Origin of the sequence: Terrimonas rubra (assembly GCF_042686025.1) — a bacterium.
Taxonomy (GTDB): domain Bacteria; phylum Bacteroidota; class Bacteroidia; order Chitinophagales; family Chitinophagaceae; genus Terrimonas; species Terrimonas rubra.
In genome coordinates this window covers 261208-277043 of record NZ_JBHUOZ010000003.1, presented here as the reverse complement: position 1 = coordinate 277043, position 15836 = coordinate 261208, and the positions used below count along the sequence as shown (strand labels likewise).

At 44.3% G+C, this 15836-nt stretch carries 11 protein-coding genes; 6 read left to right on the top strand and 5 right to left on the bottom strand.

All coding sequences use genetic code 11. The features are described from left to right. The first annotated feature begins 114 nt into the window (after positions 1 to 114). The 6 genes from ACFS6H_RS10750 (at position 115) to ACFS6H_RS10725 (ending at position 5365) form a co-directional block, all read left to right on the top strand. The gene (locus tag ACFS6H_RS10750; protein ID WP_386098174.1) at positions 115 to 807 is read left to right on the top strand and encodes a ClpP family protease; all 693 of its coding nucleotides are present in this window, start codon (positions 115 to 117) and stop codon (positions 805 to 807) included. A gap of 173 nt (positions 808 to 980) precedes the next feature. Beyond that, on the top strand, positions 981 to 1616 hold the full coding sequence (locus ACFS6H_RS10745) for a ClpP family protease (protein WP_386098172.1): 636 nt from the start codon (positions 981 to 983) through the stop codon (positions 1614 to 1616). Between the two features lie 229 nt (positions 1617 to 1845). After that, complete coding sequence (gene clpX, locus ACFS6H_RS10740) at positions 1846 to 3093, top strand: ATP-dependent Clp protease ATP-binding subunit ClpX (protein WP_386098170.1); 1248 nt, start codon at positions 1846 to 1848, stop codon at positions 3091 to 3093. A gap of 37 nt (positions 3094 to 3130) precedes the next feature. Next, positions 3131 to 3277 carry a hypothetical protein gene (locus ACFS6H_RS10735; RefSeq protein ID WP_386098168.1) on the top strand — a complete coding sequence of 49 codons (147 nt, stop codon included), beginning with the start codon at positions 3131 to 3133 and terminating at the stop codon, positions 3275 to 3277. Positions 3278 to 3410: 133 nt separating this feature from the next. Further along, on the top strand, positions 3411 to 4547 hold the full coding sequence (locus ACFS6H_RS10730) for a DmpA family aminopeptidase (RefSeq protein WP_386098166.1): 1137 nt from the start codon (positions 3411 to 3413) through the stop codon (positions 4545 to 4547). Then, the gene (locus tag ACFS6H_RS10725; RefSeq protein WP_386098164.1) at positions 4544 to 5365 is read left to right on the top strand and encodes an aminotransferase class IV; all 822 of its coding nucleotides are present in this window, start codon (positions 4544 to 4546) and stop codon (positions 5363 to 5365) included. The genes ACFS6H_RS10730 and ACFS6H_RS10725 overlap by 4 nt, the downstream gene beginning before the upstream one ends. Here ACFS6H_RS10725 and ACFS6H_RS10720 read toward each other — a convergent pair. From ACFS6H_RS10720 to ACFS6H_RS10700, 5 genes are read right to left on the bottom strand one after another with little or no spacing between them, the layout of a single operon-like run. After that, a complete protein-coding gene (locus ACFS6H_RS10720) occupies positions 5355 to 7118 on the bottom strand; it encodes a glycoside hydrolase family 9 protein (RefSeq protein WP_386098162.1) in 1764 nt (587 codons plus the stop codon). The genes ACFS6H_RS10725 and ACFS6H_RS10720 overlap by 11 nt on opposite strands. Continuing rightward, positions 7118 to 8248 (bottom strand): SGNH/GDSL hydrolase family protein, encoded by a 1131-nt coding sequence (locus tag ACFS6H_RS10715; protein WP_386098160.1) that lies wholly within the window; start codon positions 8246 to 8248, stop codon positions 7118 to 7120. The genes ACFS6H_RS10720 and ACFS6H_RS10715 overlap by 1 nt, the downstream gene beginning before the upstream one ends. Positions 8249 to 8253: 5 nt before the next feature. Continuing rightward, positions 8254 to 10503 (bottom strand): glycoside hydrolase family 3 N-terminal domain-containing protein, encoded by a 2250-nt coding sequence (locus ACFS6H_RS10710; RefSeq protein WP_386098158.1) that lies wholly within the window; start codon positions 10501 to 10503, stop codon positions 8254 to 8256. Between the two features lie 32 nt (positions 10504 to 10535). Continuing rightward, the gene (locus tag ACFS6H_RS10705; RefSeq protein WP_386098156.1) at positions 10536 to 12971 is read right to left on the bottom strand and encodes a glycoside hydrolase family 2 TIM barrel-domain containing protein; all 2436 of its coding nucleotides are present in this window, start codon (positions 12969 to 12971) and stop codon (positions 10536 to 10538) included. Next, a complete protein-coding gene (locus ACFS6H_RS10700; RefSeq protein ID WP_386098154.1) occupies positions 12971 to 15814 on the bottom strand; it encodes a TIM-barrel domain-containing protein in 2844 nt (947 codons plus the stop codon). Before ACFS6H_RS10700 ends, ACFS6H_RS10705 begins: the two co-directional genes overlap by 1 nt. Positions 15815 to 15836 lie beyond the last annotated feature (22 nt).

Below are 15836 nucleotides of genomic sequence, written 5' to 3'. Positions count from 1 at the left end.
GGAAACAAACCCGTAGCGGCATTACAGGTAAAGGGCCGGTTAATAAAAAAACAAACCCTTATCTTTTTTGTTACTATATTAGTTTTACCATCATTCAATTAATAATTTTTATAGATGAGCTTTAATTCTGAATTTGAAAAATATGCTGTAAAGCATCGCGGTATATCCAGTAATACTTTACATGGTTATGCATCGCACCTGGTTACCGGCCTTACTCCTAATATTATTGAAGAACGCCCGATGAATGTAGCCGTAATGGATGTATACAGCCGTTTAATGATGGACCGTATTATATTTTTAGGCTACCCCATTAATGATGAAGTAGCTAATATCATTACGGCCCAGTTATTATTCCTGGATTCTACCGACCGCACCCGTGATATTAATATGTATATCAACAGTCCCGGTGGCAGTGTATATGCCGGCTTAGGTGTATATGATACCATGCAGTATGTGAGCCCCGATGTGGCGACCATCTGTATCGGCATGGCAGCCAGTATGGGCGCTATTTTGTTAACGGCAGGCAGCAAGGGCAAACGTGCCGCACTGAAACATGCCCGTGTAATGATGCACCAGCCCAGCGGCGGCATTGGCGGACAGGCCAGTGATATTGAAATTACCGTTAACGAGATACGTAAACTGAAAAATGAGTTATACGATATTGTTAACTACCACAGCAATCAACCGCTGGATAAAATTGAAGCCGATTTTGACCGTGACCATTGGTTAACAGCCACTGAGGCCAAAGAGTATGGCCTGGTAGATGAGGTATTGCTGATAAACCCGAGGAAAGAGAAGAAGGATTAATTTGGTAATGAGCTAATTTGAAAATTTGGTAATTGAGTTTACGGAAAAAAGAACAGCCGCTTACACAATGCCCAATAGCATTACCAGACGTACAAGAGAGTGACACAACAGGCGATGATAGTAGCAATACAGCCGGTAAAATAAAAAATAACAATTAAAAAAATTAAAATAGCATGAACCATAGTAATTTATTATCAGGCAACTGGCGCATGGATGATGAAGAGGATGAGAAACAACCGGAAGACAAACGTGACGACCTGATGATGCTGAATAAAAAGCTGGAGAAATTATTTTTTGAAAAAAGAGCCGTTTACCTGTGGGGTGTAGTAGACGACAAATCGGCGAGGGAAGTAACGACCAAGTTGTTATTACTGGAAGCTGATGCCCCGGGTAAAGAAATAAAATTTTACATTAACAGCCCCGGTGGTGTGGTTACCAGCGGCATGGTGATACATGATACCATGAAACTGATCAGCAGCCCGGTAAGCACCATTTGTATGGGTATGGCTGCCAGTATGGGTAGTATTTTGCTGAGCGCCGGCGAAAAAGGTAAACGCTTTATTTACCCTAACGGTGAGGTAATGATACACCAGCCTTCATTAGGCGGTATGATGCGTGGTGTTGCCGCCGACCTGGAGATACAGGCCCGCCAGACACAGCGTGTTAAAGAGATAGGCGCCCGTATTTTAGCAGAGAACTGCGGTAAAACCATAGAACAGATCATGAAAGACTTTAACCGTGATTATTATATGGATGCCAAAGAAGCGATTGCCTACGGCATTGTAGACGGCATTGTAGACAAGCTGTAAGACCCTATTAATCAGAAAGTTGTTGCAAAAAACTATTTTTGCAATATCGTAATAAAAAAAGCCCTTCTGTCAGGAGGGTTTTTTAATTTTGCATATTAATCATTCAGTAACGAGTTTGCTTGTTATGGCTGCATTTGCCGGGTTTGTTTGAAGCCTGTTAAAATGAGCCCGGTAACGCCGCAAACAGACTCAGCACTCAACTAACGGCATTTTAATTTGTTGTAATAACATGGCAAAAAGTCCCTTACATTGTTCGTTTTGTAATCGCACCCGTGATGATGTGAAAATTTTAATTGCAGGGCAGGAAGCGCATATTTGCGAAAACTGTGTGGAGCATGCCCGTGAGATCATTGAACAGGAACTGGTTTCCCGCGATGACAAAGGCAGCTCCGGCTTTAAACTGACCATTAAAAAGCCGGTGGAAATAAAGAAATTTTTAGATGAGTACGTGATTGGGCAGGATGATGCCAAGCGTACCATGGCTGTAGCGGTATATAACCACTACAAACGTTTAAAACAACGCAACGGCGATAACAAAGAGAATAATAACGATGTTGAAATAGAGAAGAGCAATATTATTATGGTGGGTGAAACCGGCACCGGTAAAACCTTACTGGCAAAAAGTATTGCCCGCTTACTGAACGTTCCCTTTACCATTGTAGACGCTACCGTATTTACCGAATCGGGTTATGTGGGTGAGGACGTGGAAAGTATTTTATCCCGCTTACTGCAGGTATGTAATTATGATGTGGCTGCAGCAGAACGCGGCATTGTGTTTATTGACGAGATTGATAAAGTGGCCCGTAAAGGAGATAACCCTTCCATTACCCGCGACGTTAGCGGTGAGGGTGTACAACAGGGTATGCTGAAATTACTGGAAGGATCGGAAGTGCTGGTACCCCCACAGGGCGGCCGTAAACACCCCGAACAAAAACTGGTAAAGATCAACACCCAGAATATATTGTTTATCTGCGGTGGTGCATTTGACGGCATTGACCGCATTATTGCCCGCCGTGTACAGACCAATACCATTGGGTTTAACGTGGATAAAGAGCAGCAGGAAGATATGAAGAAGAACCTGCTGAAATATGTTAACCCAACGGATTTAAAATCGTTTGGTTTAATACCCGAATTATTAGGCCGTTTACCGGTGGTAACCCACCTGGACCCTTTAACCGCAGAGACCTTACGCTCCATTTTAACCGAGCCTAAGAATGCCCTGATTAAACAGTACAAAAAATTATTTGAGCTGGAAGGCATTGAACTGGTGATTGATAACGCAGTACTGGACTTTATGGTGGAGAAAGCCGTAGAGTATAAATTAGGCGCCCGTGGATTACGCAGCATTTGCGAAAGCATTTTACTGGATGCCATGTTCGAACTACCCTCCTCTAAAGAGAAGAAGTTTGTATTGGATATTGAATATGCCAAACGTACTTTTGATAAGAGCAAGATGAATTTATTGAAAGTGGCTTAAACCATTAACAGATTTAATTAACCCATAATTCCTTAACATGCAAGAATTAATTGACAAGATAAAAGCGGAAGCCGGTATTAACGACGAGCAGGCTGCAAAAGCCATAGAGGCTGTAAAACAGTATGTGATAGAAAAATTCCCGATGCTGGAAGGTGCGGTGGGCAACCTGTTTGGTCAAAATTAACCGGTTGATAAAGTAAAACATTAAAAAGCGAATGATCAGTCATTCGCTTTTTTTATTAACGCCTGCCAGTATGCATTTTATTGCGGGTTTATTTATGGCCACAACTTATTAACTTAGGTTTTTAATTATTGCTATGCAGTTACGCCATTTTCATTACTGGGGCATTATTGCCTGTTGCCTCTTAACCACTACCCTTTGCGGGCAAAAAAGGGCCCGCGAGCTGGGTATTGCACCCGGCGTATTAACACCCGGCAAATTAAACAGCATTACCGATGTAAACGGTGTGCTGGTAGGCCATACCACATTGATAAAAGCCGATAGTATCCGCACCGGTGTGACGGCTATACTGCCCCATAACGGTAATGTTTTCCAGCAAAAAGTACCGGCAGGCATTTTTATAGGCAATGGTTTTGGCAAACTGGCAGGCAGTACCCAGGTAATGGAACTGGGCAATATAGAAAGCCCCATTATACTGACCAATACACTGAGTGTAAGCACGGCCATGAACGCTGTGGTAGGTTATACTTTACAGCAGGCCGGTAATGAAAACGTACAATCGGTAAATGCCTTGGTAGGCGAAACCAATGATGGTTGGCTGAACGATATCCGTGGCCGGCATGTGCAGGAGCAGGACGTATTGAATGCTATAAAAAATGCGGGCAGCAACGTAACAGAAGGCAATGCAGGCGCCGGTACCGGCACTGTTTGTTTTGGCTTTAAAGGTGGTATAGGTACGGCTTCACGCCAATTACCCAAAAGCCTGGGCGGTTATACCGTAGGCGTACTGGTACAAACCAATTATGGCGGTGTATTACAGGTAGATGGCATACCTGTTGGCGAGGAGTTAAAAAAATTCTCCTTCAGCAACCAGTTATTGAATAATGTTGACGGCTCCTGCATGATCGTTATTGCTACTGATGCACCATTGGATAGCCGTAATTTAGAACGCCTGGCGGCACGGAGTATGCTGGGCCTGGGCAAGACCGGCGGCATTGCCTCCAATGGCAGTGGTGATTATGCCATTGCTTTTTCTACCCATGCAGGCGTACGTATTCCGCATCAACCGGACAGTACCGTATTCACAATGCCCTTACTACATAACGATTACACCTCGCCCCTGTTTATGGCGGTGATAGAAGCAACAGAGGAGGCCATTTTAAATTCCCTGTTTATGGCTACCACCACCACCGGTTATAAAGGCAGGAAGATTGAAGCCTTACCTGTGAACACTATTAAAGAACTGCTAAAAAAATATAACCACAAACCATGAGCCCTTATTACAGTTTTGTAAACGACCAGTTAGTGCCCGCCAATAATGCCCGGCTTACCATTACCGATATGGCCATACAAAGAGGCTATGGCATTTTTGATTTTTTTAAGTTCATTGATCACCGGCTTATTTTTATAGATGACCACCTGGAAAGACTGGAACGATCGGCCGAAGCCATGCGCCTGCCCCTGCCCTATAACCGGGAAGAGATCATTACCATATTGAAGGAACTCATTATAAAGAACGACATGCCCAATGGCGGCATACGTGTAGGTGTAACAGCCGGTTATGCACCGGATGCCTATTCTATTGCTGCACCTAATTTTATTATTACCCAGCAGGCTTTACAGTTACCCGCTACCCTGGCAGCACCCGTTTCACTGATGACTCACCAGCACCAGCGTCAATTACCCCACGTTAAGACCATTGATTATTTAATGGCCGTATGGCTGCAGCCGGTTATTCAGCAATCAGGCGCACAGGAAGTGTTATATTACAACAGCAATAGTATTACCGAATGTCCCAGGGCTAATTTTTTTATTGTTGATAAGGATAATACCCTCATTACCCCTGCACAACATATTTTAGCAGGCGTTACCCGCAAGCATATCCTGGCTATTGCCGGAAAAGAGTTTAAGGTAGAACTACGTGATATAAGCCGGGAGGAAGTGTATGCCGCCAAAGAAGTCTTTATCAGCAGCAGTACACTCAATATAAAACCGGTTGGTACTGTTGATGGTCAGCTGATCAACAACGGTGTGCCCGGCGAGGTAACCGGACATTTGTTCCATAAACTTTTACAGGAGATCAATCATTAAACTGTAACTGGTATTTTATACTTTCCATTGCGCCTGTAATATAGACCAATGGTGCATTCCAGTTAATAGCAATTTCATTGGACGCGAAAGAACAGGCAGCATCGGTATACTGCAGTTCGGGTACCAGGCTGTTGTATACACACTTATCCTGCGCGGCGGCATGTCTGTTAGGCCCGCCCACTAAAAAACCGGGAACAGGCTCAGTAATACCATCCGCTGCTGAAGGCCGGTGATGCGGATACATGGGTGTTTTTTTGCCAAAGCCCGTTATAAAAGAATACTCCGTAGCATTACGCCCTGTTAAATATTCCAGGTTGGTTAAAGCGGCATGTACGTATTTTGTTTGCCCGTTTAATAAATAAGTTTTTATCAATAACATGGCCTGGTTGGCCGCCACCGCATTACTACCCCAGGAGTAATTGGCCGCATTATACCCCATTACCGTAGCAAAAGCAGTTTTATTCTGGACGGCGAGGTATTCATCGGCCAGTTGCCATAATCTTTGTTTTAATTGTGACACAAATGATTCAGGTAAGGCTACTGCGGTTGCATGTTTTAGTAAAGTGTAACAACCCATCATGCCTACATTGGGCCAGCCCTGCAGATCATATACAGGCTGCCAGTATTGCTGTGCATAGTTCAAAAAAAAGGTGTCGCGGGTAGTAATGTATAGCTCGGCCGCTGCCCAAAACCATTCATCCTCCAGTTTTTTATCGCCATAACCGCCGGTTGTAATAGCAGGCTGGTATTGTTTGTTCATGGCATCCTGGTCGTAATACAGCTTGGGATTTTTAATTGCCCATTGCCAGGCTTTGTTTGCTGCTGTTAAACAACTATCGCTTAATTGCCGCAAACCGGGCATGGCTTTCATAATGCGGGCCGCCTGCGCTGTTACCGCCGCAAAGTCGAGTGTGGCAGCTGTACTTTTTTTTACTACATAACGTTTGTCTTTTGTTATACCGGGCATTACCATCCCGTCAAAAGCAGCATTAGTACATTTGGTGAATACACCGCCATCCGTATCCTGCATGGTCAGCATCCAGCGGAGGTTGTAGATAATTTCATTGATAATGTCCGGTATACCATTACCGGATTCCGGGATATTGAGGGATAAAGTATCATAATAACCGGAAAAATCTTCATAGGCCGTTAATAAAGTGCCCATGGTAATGCCAGCGTTAACAATGTATTTGTTGTAATCACCGGCATCGTACCAACCTCCGGGAGATTTTATTCTTGCGCCCGCAGGGTGTGTATCACCCAAAGCTGAAGGATGTATATAGACTATAGTATCGGGATGACCGGCCCCACGATGCCATTTGCCGGCATATTGCGGTAATAAAGGCATAGATGCCCGCTGGTAGTAGTAAGACTTTATAGCTCCTGCACTCAGCGCATGGTAAACAGCCGGTTGAATATAAAAGCTATCCAGGTTTTGTCCTTTATACTGTATGGCATAGTACCCGTTTTTTTTCAATGCCGAAAATTCAGCGGCATACCCGGTGATATCAGCAGTAGGAGATTTTCTGCCTGATGTTAAACGGCCTGCAAAAACATTTTGCCGGGTATCCAGATCAATAATACCAAAGGGCTCATTAGCTTTTGCATGCGTTAGTATAATGGTTTTAGGGCCATTGGTATAAAAGCCTGATTGTGTAACGAAGGCTTTTGCAGACTGAGCATATGCCGGTTTATTGATGATAAAACCCAGTATTATTAAACCTGATACGTATGTACCCAAGCATTTCATCATTACCATTTCATTTTTTGCCTGATAAAGGCAGTGAGTTGTTCCGCAATAAGCCGGTGTTCGGACAAGCTGGGATGAAAGTCGCAACCTGCCGTGTATTGGTTTTCAAAAACAAAAATATCTACCCTGTTATCTCCACCCTGCTTCAATTCTTGTACCACAGCAGCCAGAGCGTTTTTTAAAAATGTTCTCAAATGCTCATCAGCCATGGGGCTGGTAACACAGATAAATTGCGCTTCAGGATAGTACGTTCTTAGTTGTTTTAAAAAACGCACATAGTTATTAACGAATATAGCGCTGTCCTGTATACCATCGTTTTGCCCTAAACAAACTGATACCAGGTCGGGTTGGTATTGGGCAAAGTTCCATGGTAAAGAATCATTGTGCATACTGATTTTATCAAAGACCTGCGGCATGGTTATTTTTACACCACAACAGCTATGCATTAAACCAATGCCGGAAACCGATGATAAATGATAGCGGGCATTTAAGGCTGCGGAAGTAAGCGCTCCGTAACTTTTGGCGGCATTATGCTGATCGTACCATTGCCCTTTACCACAGGGAATATCACTGGTATCGCTGCCCATACCACAGGTAATGGAGTTGCCAATGAATTCTATCTTCCTTGGTTTCAGCGCCGGGGGGCCTAACAATTCCCGGGCAATAATACCTTTAACAGCGATATACCCGATACCAGCTTCCGTATTTTTTATAACAGATACCTGGTGTGCTGCTACTCCTGTTTTACCCCTGAACCAGATGGTATCGATGGCCTTGTACAGACGTAACCTTTTTTCAACACTATCCACTACCACTTGAATATAATTGTGCGAAGTACCCCATAACTGTTCATCCTGCAGGATGATACCACAGGAATCACCCGGGAAAGTAAAGTTAACCTGTACACCGGGCTGCCAGAAGACTGGTTTTGTTGAATCGGAAAAATCAACCCGGCCGATATATTGAATACCCGGATGATGAGAGGGAAAAAACTGTAGCTTTTCCGGGGCCGGGTTACAAGCCCCTACACCAAAGGCCAGGCAGCATAGTATTACCAGCCTGCTGCATAAGGAACAGAACGATGAAGTGTGCGACGCAAGGGACGACGATAGTAGTAATACAGCTGGCTTCATAAAAATTATTGGTAGGTGATGGTTGTTTTTTGATCGCCTATATATAATTCAAAATCACCCGGCTCGGTAACCGTTTTTAAAGTCGCGTTGACAAAAGCCAGGTCTGCCGGTGTTATAGTGAAGCTCACTGTTTTTGTTTCGCCGGCTTTTAAAAATATTTTGGTAAAGGCACGCAACCGGCGCATACTGGGTGTAATACTGGCATAGAGGTCACGGCTATATAACTCTACCGCATGTTTCCCATCCCGATTGCCTGTATTGGTAATATCAACCGTAATGGTAATTTTTTGCCCGGCCTGCAAGGTTTTGTTACTGACCTTTAAATTTTTATAAGCAAAACCGGTATAACTTAATCCATGACCGAAGGGGAATAAAGGATCGTAGCCATCCCAGCTAACATTCTCATTGAGTATCTCCCGTTTCTCTTCTGTGCCTTTTCTGTCATACATCACTATTTCGCCCATGCTTTTGGGATAACTGAAGGGTAACCGGCCACTGGGGTTATGATCACCCCAAAGAATATCAGCCAATGCTTCGGCAGTTTTCTTTCCGCTCCAGTAAGTCATTACAATACCCTTTACCGACGGTGCATAGTCCGTAATAAATAAAGGCCGGCCTTCTGTTAACACCAGTATTACCGGTTTACCCGTAAGAATAGCCGTCTCCACTAATAACTTTTGGTTATCCGGCAAGGCCAGGTCGCGTATATTACCCGGGCTTTCCGCATAGGCATTTTCGCCAATACACAATACGATAGCATCAACGCCGGCCGCTGCTTTTTTTAAACTTTCCGCATCATCGTTCAATGCATTGGTAAAACCCGGGCCGGTGGTAGTAACTACCTTATCAGCGCCGATCTTTTCTTTTATTGCCTGCAGGATGGTTTTACTGTCTTTGGGATACCAGCGGTCATCGTTACCCTGCCAGGTATAACTCCAGGCACCATTCAGGGCGGCCAGGCTTTGTGCCGAAGGGCCGGCCACCAATACTTTTGCCTCTTTGGAAAGTGGTAATACCTGGTCATTTTTCAATAAGGTGATAGCCTCTCTTGCCGCTTCCAGCGCGAGTACCTGGTAGGCCGGTTTGCCGAAATTTTGTATCGCTTCTTTTTCGGGATAAGGATTATCGAACAGGCCCAGTTTATACTTCATTAACAGTATACGTAACACCGCATCATCTACCCTGCTTATGGGAATAAGTTTTTTATTCACTGCTTCAATTAACAGGCTGTAAAAAGAAAGATCAGAGGGTACCATGCTCATATCTACTCCTGCATTGATGGACATGACCACCGCATCTAATGGTGTGGGAGCCACATGATGAATGGTATGCAGGCGGATAATATCTTCCCAATCGGTCACCACCACACCCTGGAAGCCCAGCTCTTTGCGCAATACATCGGTGAGCAGGTATTTATCGGCATGCACAGGAATGCCATTGATCTCACTGGAGTTGATCATGATAGATGCCGAGCCTGCTTTAACAGCCGCCCTGAACTGCGGCAAATGCAGTTCTCTTAATTCAATCTCCGGCAGGTAAATGGGCGTTCTGTCTTTGCCGGTACGTGAAGCGGCATAACCCAGGTAGTGTTTCATACAGCTGGCAACGGCGGTGGTATTTTTCAGTCCGTCCTCTTCATATCCTTTAATAGCGGCCACACCAAATTGTGTAACCATATGCACGTCTTCGCCGTAGGTTTCGGCAAAGCGTGACCATAAAGGCTGCCGGCCAATATCGAGTACGGGTGCAAAGTTCCATCGCACACCCGATGCTCTTAATTCATTGGCGGTTACTTTAGCTGCCTGGCGGGCATATTCCGGATCACGGGTGGCCGCAATGGCAATATTATGAGGGAACAGGGTGGCATCCAGCGTATAGGTCTGGCCATGAATGGCATCCAAACCATAGATCACGGGTATTTTCAACCGGGTATTTTGGGCTTCATCCTGTATTTGTGTAATGAGCTTTACCCAGGTATCCACCGGCAATGCATGGGCGGTGGTGTTAAGTATAGAGCCAATATGATGTTCGGTGACTATTTTTTTTAAGGCTGCAGGGTCTAAAGCACCATCTTCATTACCCCAGCCACCTTTGGCTATCAGCGCCAGGGTGATCTGTGTCATTTGTCCGGCCTTTTCTTCCAGGGTCATTTTTTTAACCAGTGCTTTGGCTGCACTTATCTCAGCAGCCGTTTGCGCCGGTATAGTGGCGGACATAACGATAGTGCCCAAAAAAAACAGTATTAGTTTTTTCATGTTACGCTTTGTTTTATATGATTGATCAAACCTTATTGCACCTGCAGTTCGATGGTAGCCGGTGGTAAGCCTGCAGCGCTTGCGGTTAATTTAATAAGACCTGTTTTATTTTTTGCTTTGACGATCACCAGGCATTTTCCATGAAAGGCTTTACGATGTAATGCTTTAAAAGATTCCATACTGGTCTGGCTGCCATTATCAACGCCAACGATCTCTGCATCTCCCTGCAGGGTAAATGTAACCAGGTTATCGGCCAGTGGCACTGTATTGCCTTTTTTGTCTTTGATGGTAACGGTTATAAAAGAAAGATCATTTTTATTTTTCTGTAATTGTTTCCTGTCCGCACTTAAAGAGATAGCCGCAGGTTCACCGGCCGTTTGTATAAGGGCTTCTTTAATTATTTTACCGTTTTTCCTTGAAACCGCTTTAAGTATGCCGGGCCGGTAGCTTACCCGCCAGACCACATGCATAGCATCATTTTGTTTTTTCCTAATACCCAGTGACTGGCCATTAAGGTATAATTCCACTTCATCCGCCTGGTTGTAATAGGCCCATACATCTACCGTTTGTCCGGGTGTCCAGTTCCAATGCGGAAAAATATGTAATACCGGTTGGCTGGTCCATGTGCTTTGGTACAGGTAATACACATCTTTAGGGAATCCGGCCAGGTCAACAATACCAAAATAAGAACTGCGGGCCGGCCATGGATAAGGAGTAGGCTCGCCGATATAATCAAAGCCCGTCCATACATACATGCCGCCGATATGATCATATTTTTGAAACAGCTTCAATGATTCTTCATGCGTAGAACCCCATGGAGTGGCGCAATTATCGTAAGCTGAGCAGGTAGTATCGGTATTACCCGTTGTTAAAGGCTTATCCCAGGCCTCGGGCCAGCGGCGGATACTATCCGAAGGCATATCATAACTGCCGCGGGTTTGTAAAGCAGAGGTAGACTCCGTTACAATAAAAGGCTTTTTACCCCAGCGACTATGGACACTATCCCAGTATTTATGACTATAATTATACCCGATCAGCGGCGTTATATTTGCCTTTAATAAGTTGTTGTAGGTATTGATCTCGTTATTGGCTGTAATGGCCGGGCGATCATCCAGTTCTTTTACGATATTTACCAGCTTATCCAGTATTACCGCACCGGAAGAATCTTTACCCCATTGCTCTATGATCTCGTTCCCTACGCTCCACATAATAACAGAGGGATGATTCCTGTCACGTAATACATGGTCCCGCAGATCCCTTTCATGCCATTGGTCCCAGTACAGGTGGTAATCATAATCCGTTTTCTTTTTCGCCCACATATCAAAGGCTTCATCCATTACCAGGAAGCCCATTTTATCACAAAGGTCCAGCAGTTCAGGAGCAGGTGGGTTGTGAGAAGTACGGATACTGTTACAACCCATAGCTTTTAATATTTCCAGTTGTCGTTCAATAGCCCGGGTATTGATGGCAGTACCTAAAGCACCAAGGTCGTGATGCATGCAAACACCCCGAAGTTTAGTGGCTTTGCCATTCAGGAAAAAGCCTTTATCCGCATCAAAGTAAAAGCTACGGATACCGGTTCGGGTAGTATAACTATCCATTATTTTATTATTGTCATCAATTACCTCGCTGACTATTTTGTATAAATAAGGGTTTTCATCAGACCATAGAACAGGTCTGGTAACAGTTAGCTCCTGCTGCAGGTTAACGGTTGTTTCCGTTGCCCGGAATTTGTTTTGTGACTGTAACAGCTGTACACCTTTGGCATCAAATAACCGCTGGCGTAATCTATAGATCGCCCCTGCCGGCTTATCGATATGAACAGGTGTTTCTATTTTAATGACAGCTTTTCCGGCCCTGATCCCGGGTGTAGTAATATAAGGCCCCCATTCACTGATGCGTATACCGGAACTACTCTCCAGCCACACGTTACGATAGATACCCGAACCACTGTACCAGCGGGAATTGGGTTGTTTATCATTATTCACTTTTACGACCAATATATTTTTTTGCTGACCGTATTGCAGGTATGGCGACATATCGTAACTAAATCCAATATAGCCATTGGGACGTACGCCCAGCAAGTGACCGTTCAGGTACACTTCGCTATTCATATATACGCCGTCAAAACGGATAAAGTGTTTTTTATGTTTATCTGCTTCCGGTAATACAAATACTTTCCGGTACCAGCCCAACCCACCACGTAAAGCGCCACCCCCTGTTCCTGTTGGGCTTTCTTTATCGAAAGGCAATTCAATACTCCAGTCATGCGGAACAGATAAGTTACGCCAACCCTCGCCTTTAAATGTAGCGTGGTGAACCGATTCATCGGTTTGCCCCAGGTAAAACTGCCAGTCATTATTAAAAGTCCGCCGGCTGCCCGGTTGACCGTAACTAATAACAACCATTAACAGCATGAATAATATCAATCCCGCACTCCTGTATCTTTTATTTAAATAGTTGCTCATTATAATTTTACTACCTGTTTTTTACCGGTATAGGTTACTTTTAATCCCGTTCTTTCTTCAAAATCAATACCTGCCGGTTGCTCTTTACTGATAAGCCGGATATAAAATGTTCTTTTCTTTAACATGCCGCTAAAGTTTCCTTTTCGGTCTTCAATAGTGAGGGTTTTAGTTTTCCCGTTGTAATTAAAAGTGATGGCAGCAAAAGCATTTTTTTCGTAATTATAATTCAAACCTTCATCTTCATACAAGGTAAAGCTGCCATCCTTACCGGCATATACATACAGCGTAATAGGGTCAGCAAGCTTCTCACCTGTAAATTGCAGAGCAGGCCCTGCAGGAATAATAGCGCCTTCCTTTACAAATACCGGCATGGTTTCATAAGGTGCATCCACGGTAACCGTTTGTCCGCCGGCTGTATATTTACCGGTGTACAGGTCATACCAACCCTGCCCCGCCGGTAAATAAAGTGTACGCTTCCTGCTTTTATATTCATGTACCGGGTTAATGAGTAAAGAAGGGCCGAACATATACTGATCACCGATATTGGTTACAGTAGTATCTGCAGCAAAATCAAATACCAGTCCACGCATAATGGTGGCATCTTTATGATAGGTATCACCGGCCAGTGTATAGATATAGGGCATGAGCCGGTAACGCAGTTTGTTGTAGTACAACATGCTCTTATAGGCAGGATGGTCTTCCGGCGCTATATGATAAATTTCGCGGAAAGGGAACTGGCCATGCACCCTGAATAAGGGCGCAAATGCCCCGAACTGGTACCACCTGGTATTAAGCTCCCGCCATTCCTCCAGGTCTTTTTCATTTGGTTTTTCATAGCGGCGTTCTACCGAGAAGCCACCAATATCCATGGTCCAGTAGGGCAGGCCCGATAAAGAGAAGTTGATACCCGCACTGATCTGTGCTTTCATATCTTCCCATCTTGTGGCAATATCCCCGCTCCAGATAGTAGCGGCATAACGCTGCGAACCGGCATAACCGGAACGGGTTAAGAGAAATACTCTTTTATCCGGGTCAACACTTCGCTGGCCCTCATAAATACCTTTAGCATTTTGCAGGGGATAAGCATTTAAGTATTCAGCAGCCGTTCCCAGGGCCGTAGGTGACATCTGTTGTTTTCTTCTCTCCGGTGACACATTGGACAATATATCCGGCTCACTGGCATCCATCCACCAGGCGTCAATACCCTTACGATATAATTTTTTATCAATCAGATCCCAGAAACCTTTTCTTGCCTGTTCGTTGAAAGCATCATAAAAGGTAGAAGTATAACCATGGGCTATCCAGTCTTTTTGCCGGTCGGCTATATTACGTTTGTACAACCAGCCTTTGCTGTAGAAACTGTCGTAAACCGGTATACCTTCATAAAACTTAGGCCATACCGATATCATGATCTTTGTATTATACTTCTTATGAAGGTCATTGATCATTGCATCCGGGTCAGGAAAACGTTTTTCATCAAAATCCTGGCTACCCCACTCTGCTTCCCGCCAATAACTCCAGTCCAGTACAATATTATCCAATGGGATTTTTCTTTTCCGGAATTCCGCTACCACATCTACCAGGTCTTTTTGCGTTTTATATCTTTCCCGGCTTTGCCAAAAGCCCATCGCCCATTTGGGCACGATCTGTGGCTTACCCGTCAATAAACGATAGCCACTGATCACCTCGTCCGTATTATGTCCATAGACAAAATAATAATCTACCTGTTTACCCGCTTCGGCATCAATGGTAAAACTATTTACATCGGCCGCAGGTACCGGCGGCAACCATTTTACTGTAATATAGGATTCACCGCCATCCGGTATCCACTCAATACGTATTGGCAGAGGTGTATCTTTTTCAAATAGCTGATTAATTACTCCTGAACCTGGGTTCCAGGCCTGGCGCCATTTATCAAATACCAGCTTACCATCGATCCACACTTTTGTATAACCGGCATAGGTCAATCTGATTTTATGCATACCCGCTACACCACTGGCAATACTTCCCTCCCAGTTGATCACCCCTTTTTCTACATTAAACTCCTTGGGCAGGTGGAGTTTGCTGTCATTTACATAAGCATAGTTAATATCCGATTCTGCTTTGACAATAGCTGTGGTCTCCGGTTTATTCCTGTCGTTACTGTAGGTGGCTGTTAACCAACCCCTGTTATTATTTTTATCATATAGCTTTAACGATGATAAAGATTGAAAATCCCTGGTATCCCCAACCTTCGTCAGCGAATAGTTATCCCATAATAAGCCGTAATTTTTATTGGAGACTAAAAACGGCACTGCTACTTCGGTATTATTCTGGAATAACAGTACCTGCTGCCCTTTATAGTTATACATATCTTCCTGGTGCTGCCCCAGGCCATAATAAGCGTCACCGGCAGCCATATCAAAAGTTTGTTTAACGCTGTACAATGATTCGCCTTCCCATACAACAGGTTGTAATAAACGGCCCGTCACCTTTCTTTCTGATAAAATAACCTTCCCGTTTTTCTCTAAAAAACCAACGGCACCTGTTTGCCTGTCCACCACTACCTGTAATAAAGCCGTAGCCAAGACCAGTTTACCAGCTCCCTGTTCTGTAACTGTAAAAGCTGCCGTTCTTTGCTGTGGTAATACCACCAGGCTTTCCTGTTGAGCCGGCTCCTGAACAGGTGATGCCACCACCCTTATTATTTTATCGCTGATCACCCGTAGTTGTACCATTGCCGCATTCCCCGACAATATTTTATCGGGATAGACCACTACACCATCATCCGTTTTTTTATAATTCCCCTGCGCCTGCACATTCATCATCATTGCTACAAAAGACAATACCATTAAAAACCTCATGCTTATTATATTTTCATTTTTA

What these genes read in the sequence shown, in the direction of transcription:
- ACFS6H_RS10705 (WP_386098156.1), bottom strand. Translation starts at nt 12,971, where the DNA reads ATGAGCAACTATTTAAATAAAAGATACAGGAGTGCGGGATTGATATTA.
- ACFS6H_RS10730 (WP_386098166.1), top strand. Translation starts at nt 3,411, where the DNA reads ATGCAGTTACGCCATTTTCATTACTGGGGCATTATTGCCTGTTGCCTC.
- ACFS6H_RS10720 (WP_386098162.1), bottom strand. Translation starts at nt 7,118, where the DNA reads ATGATGAAATGCTTGGGTACATACGTATCAGGTTTAATAATACTGGGT.
- ACFS6H_RS10725 (WP_386098164.1), top strand. Translation starts at nt 4,544, where the DNA reads ATGAGCCCTTATTACAGTTTTGTAAACGACCAGTTAGTGCCCGCCAAT.
- ACFS6H_RS10710 (WP_386098158.1), bottom strand. Translation starts at nt 10,503, where the DNA reads ATGAAAAAACTAATACTGTTTTTTTTGGGCACTATCGTTATGTCCGCC.
- ACFS6H_RS10700 (WP_386098154.1), bottom strand. Translation starts at nt 15,814, where the DNA reads ATGAGGTTTTTAATGGTATTGTCTTTTGTAGCAATGATGATGAATGTG.
- ACFS6H_RS10750 (WP_386098174.1), top strand. Translation starts at nt 115, where the DNA reads ATGAGCTTTAATTCTGAATTTGAAAAATATGCTGTAAAGCATCGCGGT.
- ACFS6H_RS10715 (WP_386098160.1), bottom strand. Translation starts at nt 8,248, where the DNA reads ATGAAGCCAGCTGTATTACTACTATCGTCGTCCCTTGCGTCGCACACT.
- ACFS6H_RS10735 (WP_386098168.1), top strand. Translation starts at nt 3,131, where the DNA reads ATGCAAGAATTAATTGACAAGATAAAAGCGGAAGCCGGTATTAACGAC.
- clpX (WP_386098170.1), top strand. Translation starts at nt 1,846, where the DNA reads ATGGCAAAAAGTCCCTTACATTGTTCGTTTTGTAATCGCACCCGTGAT.
- ACFS6H_RS10745 (WP_386098172.1), top strand. Translation starts at nt 981, where the DNA reads ATGAACCATAGTAATTTATTATCAGGCAACTGGCGCATGGATGATGAA.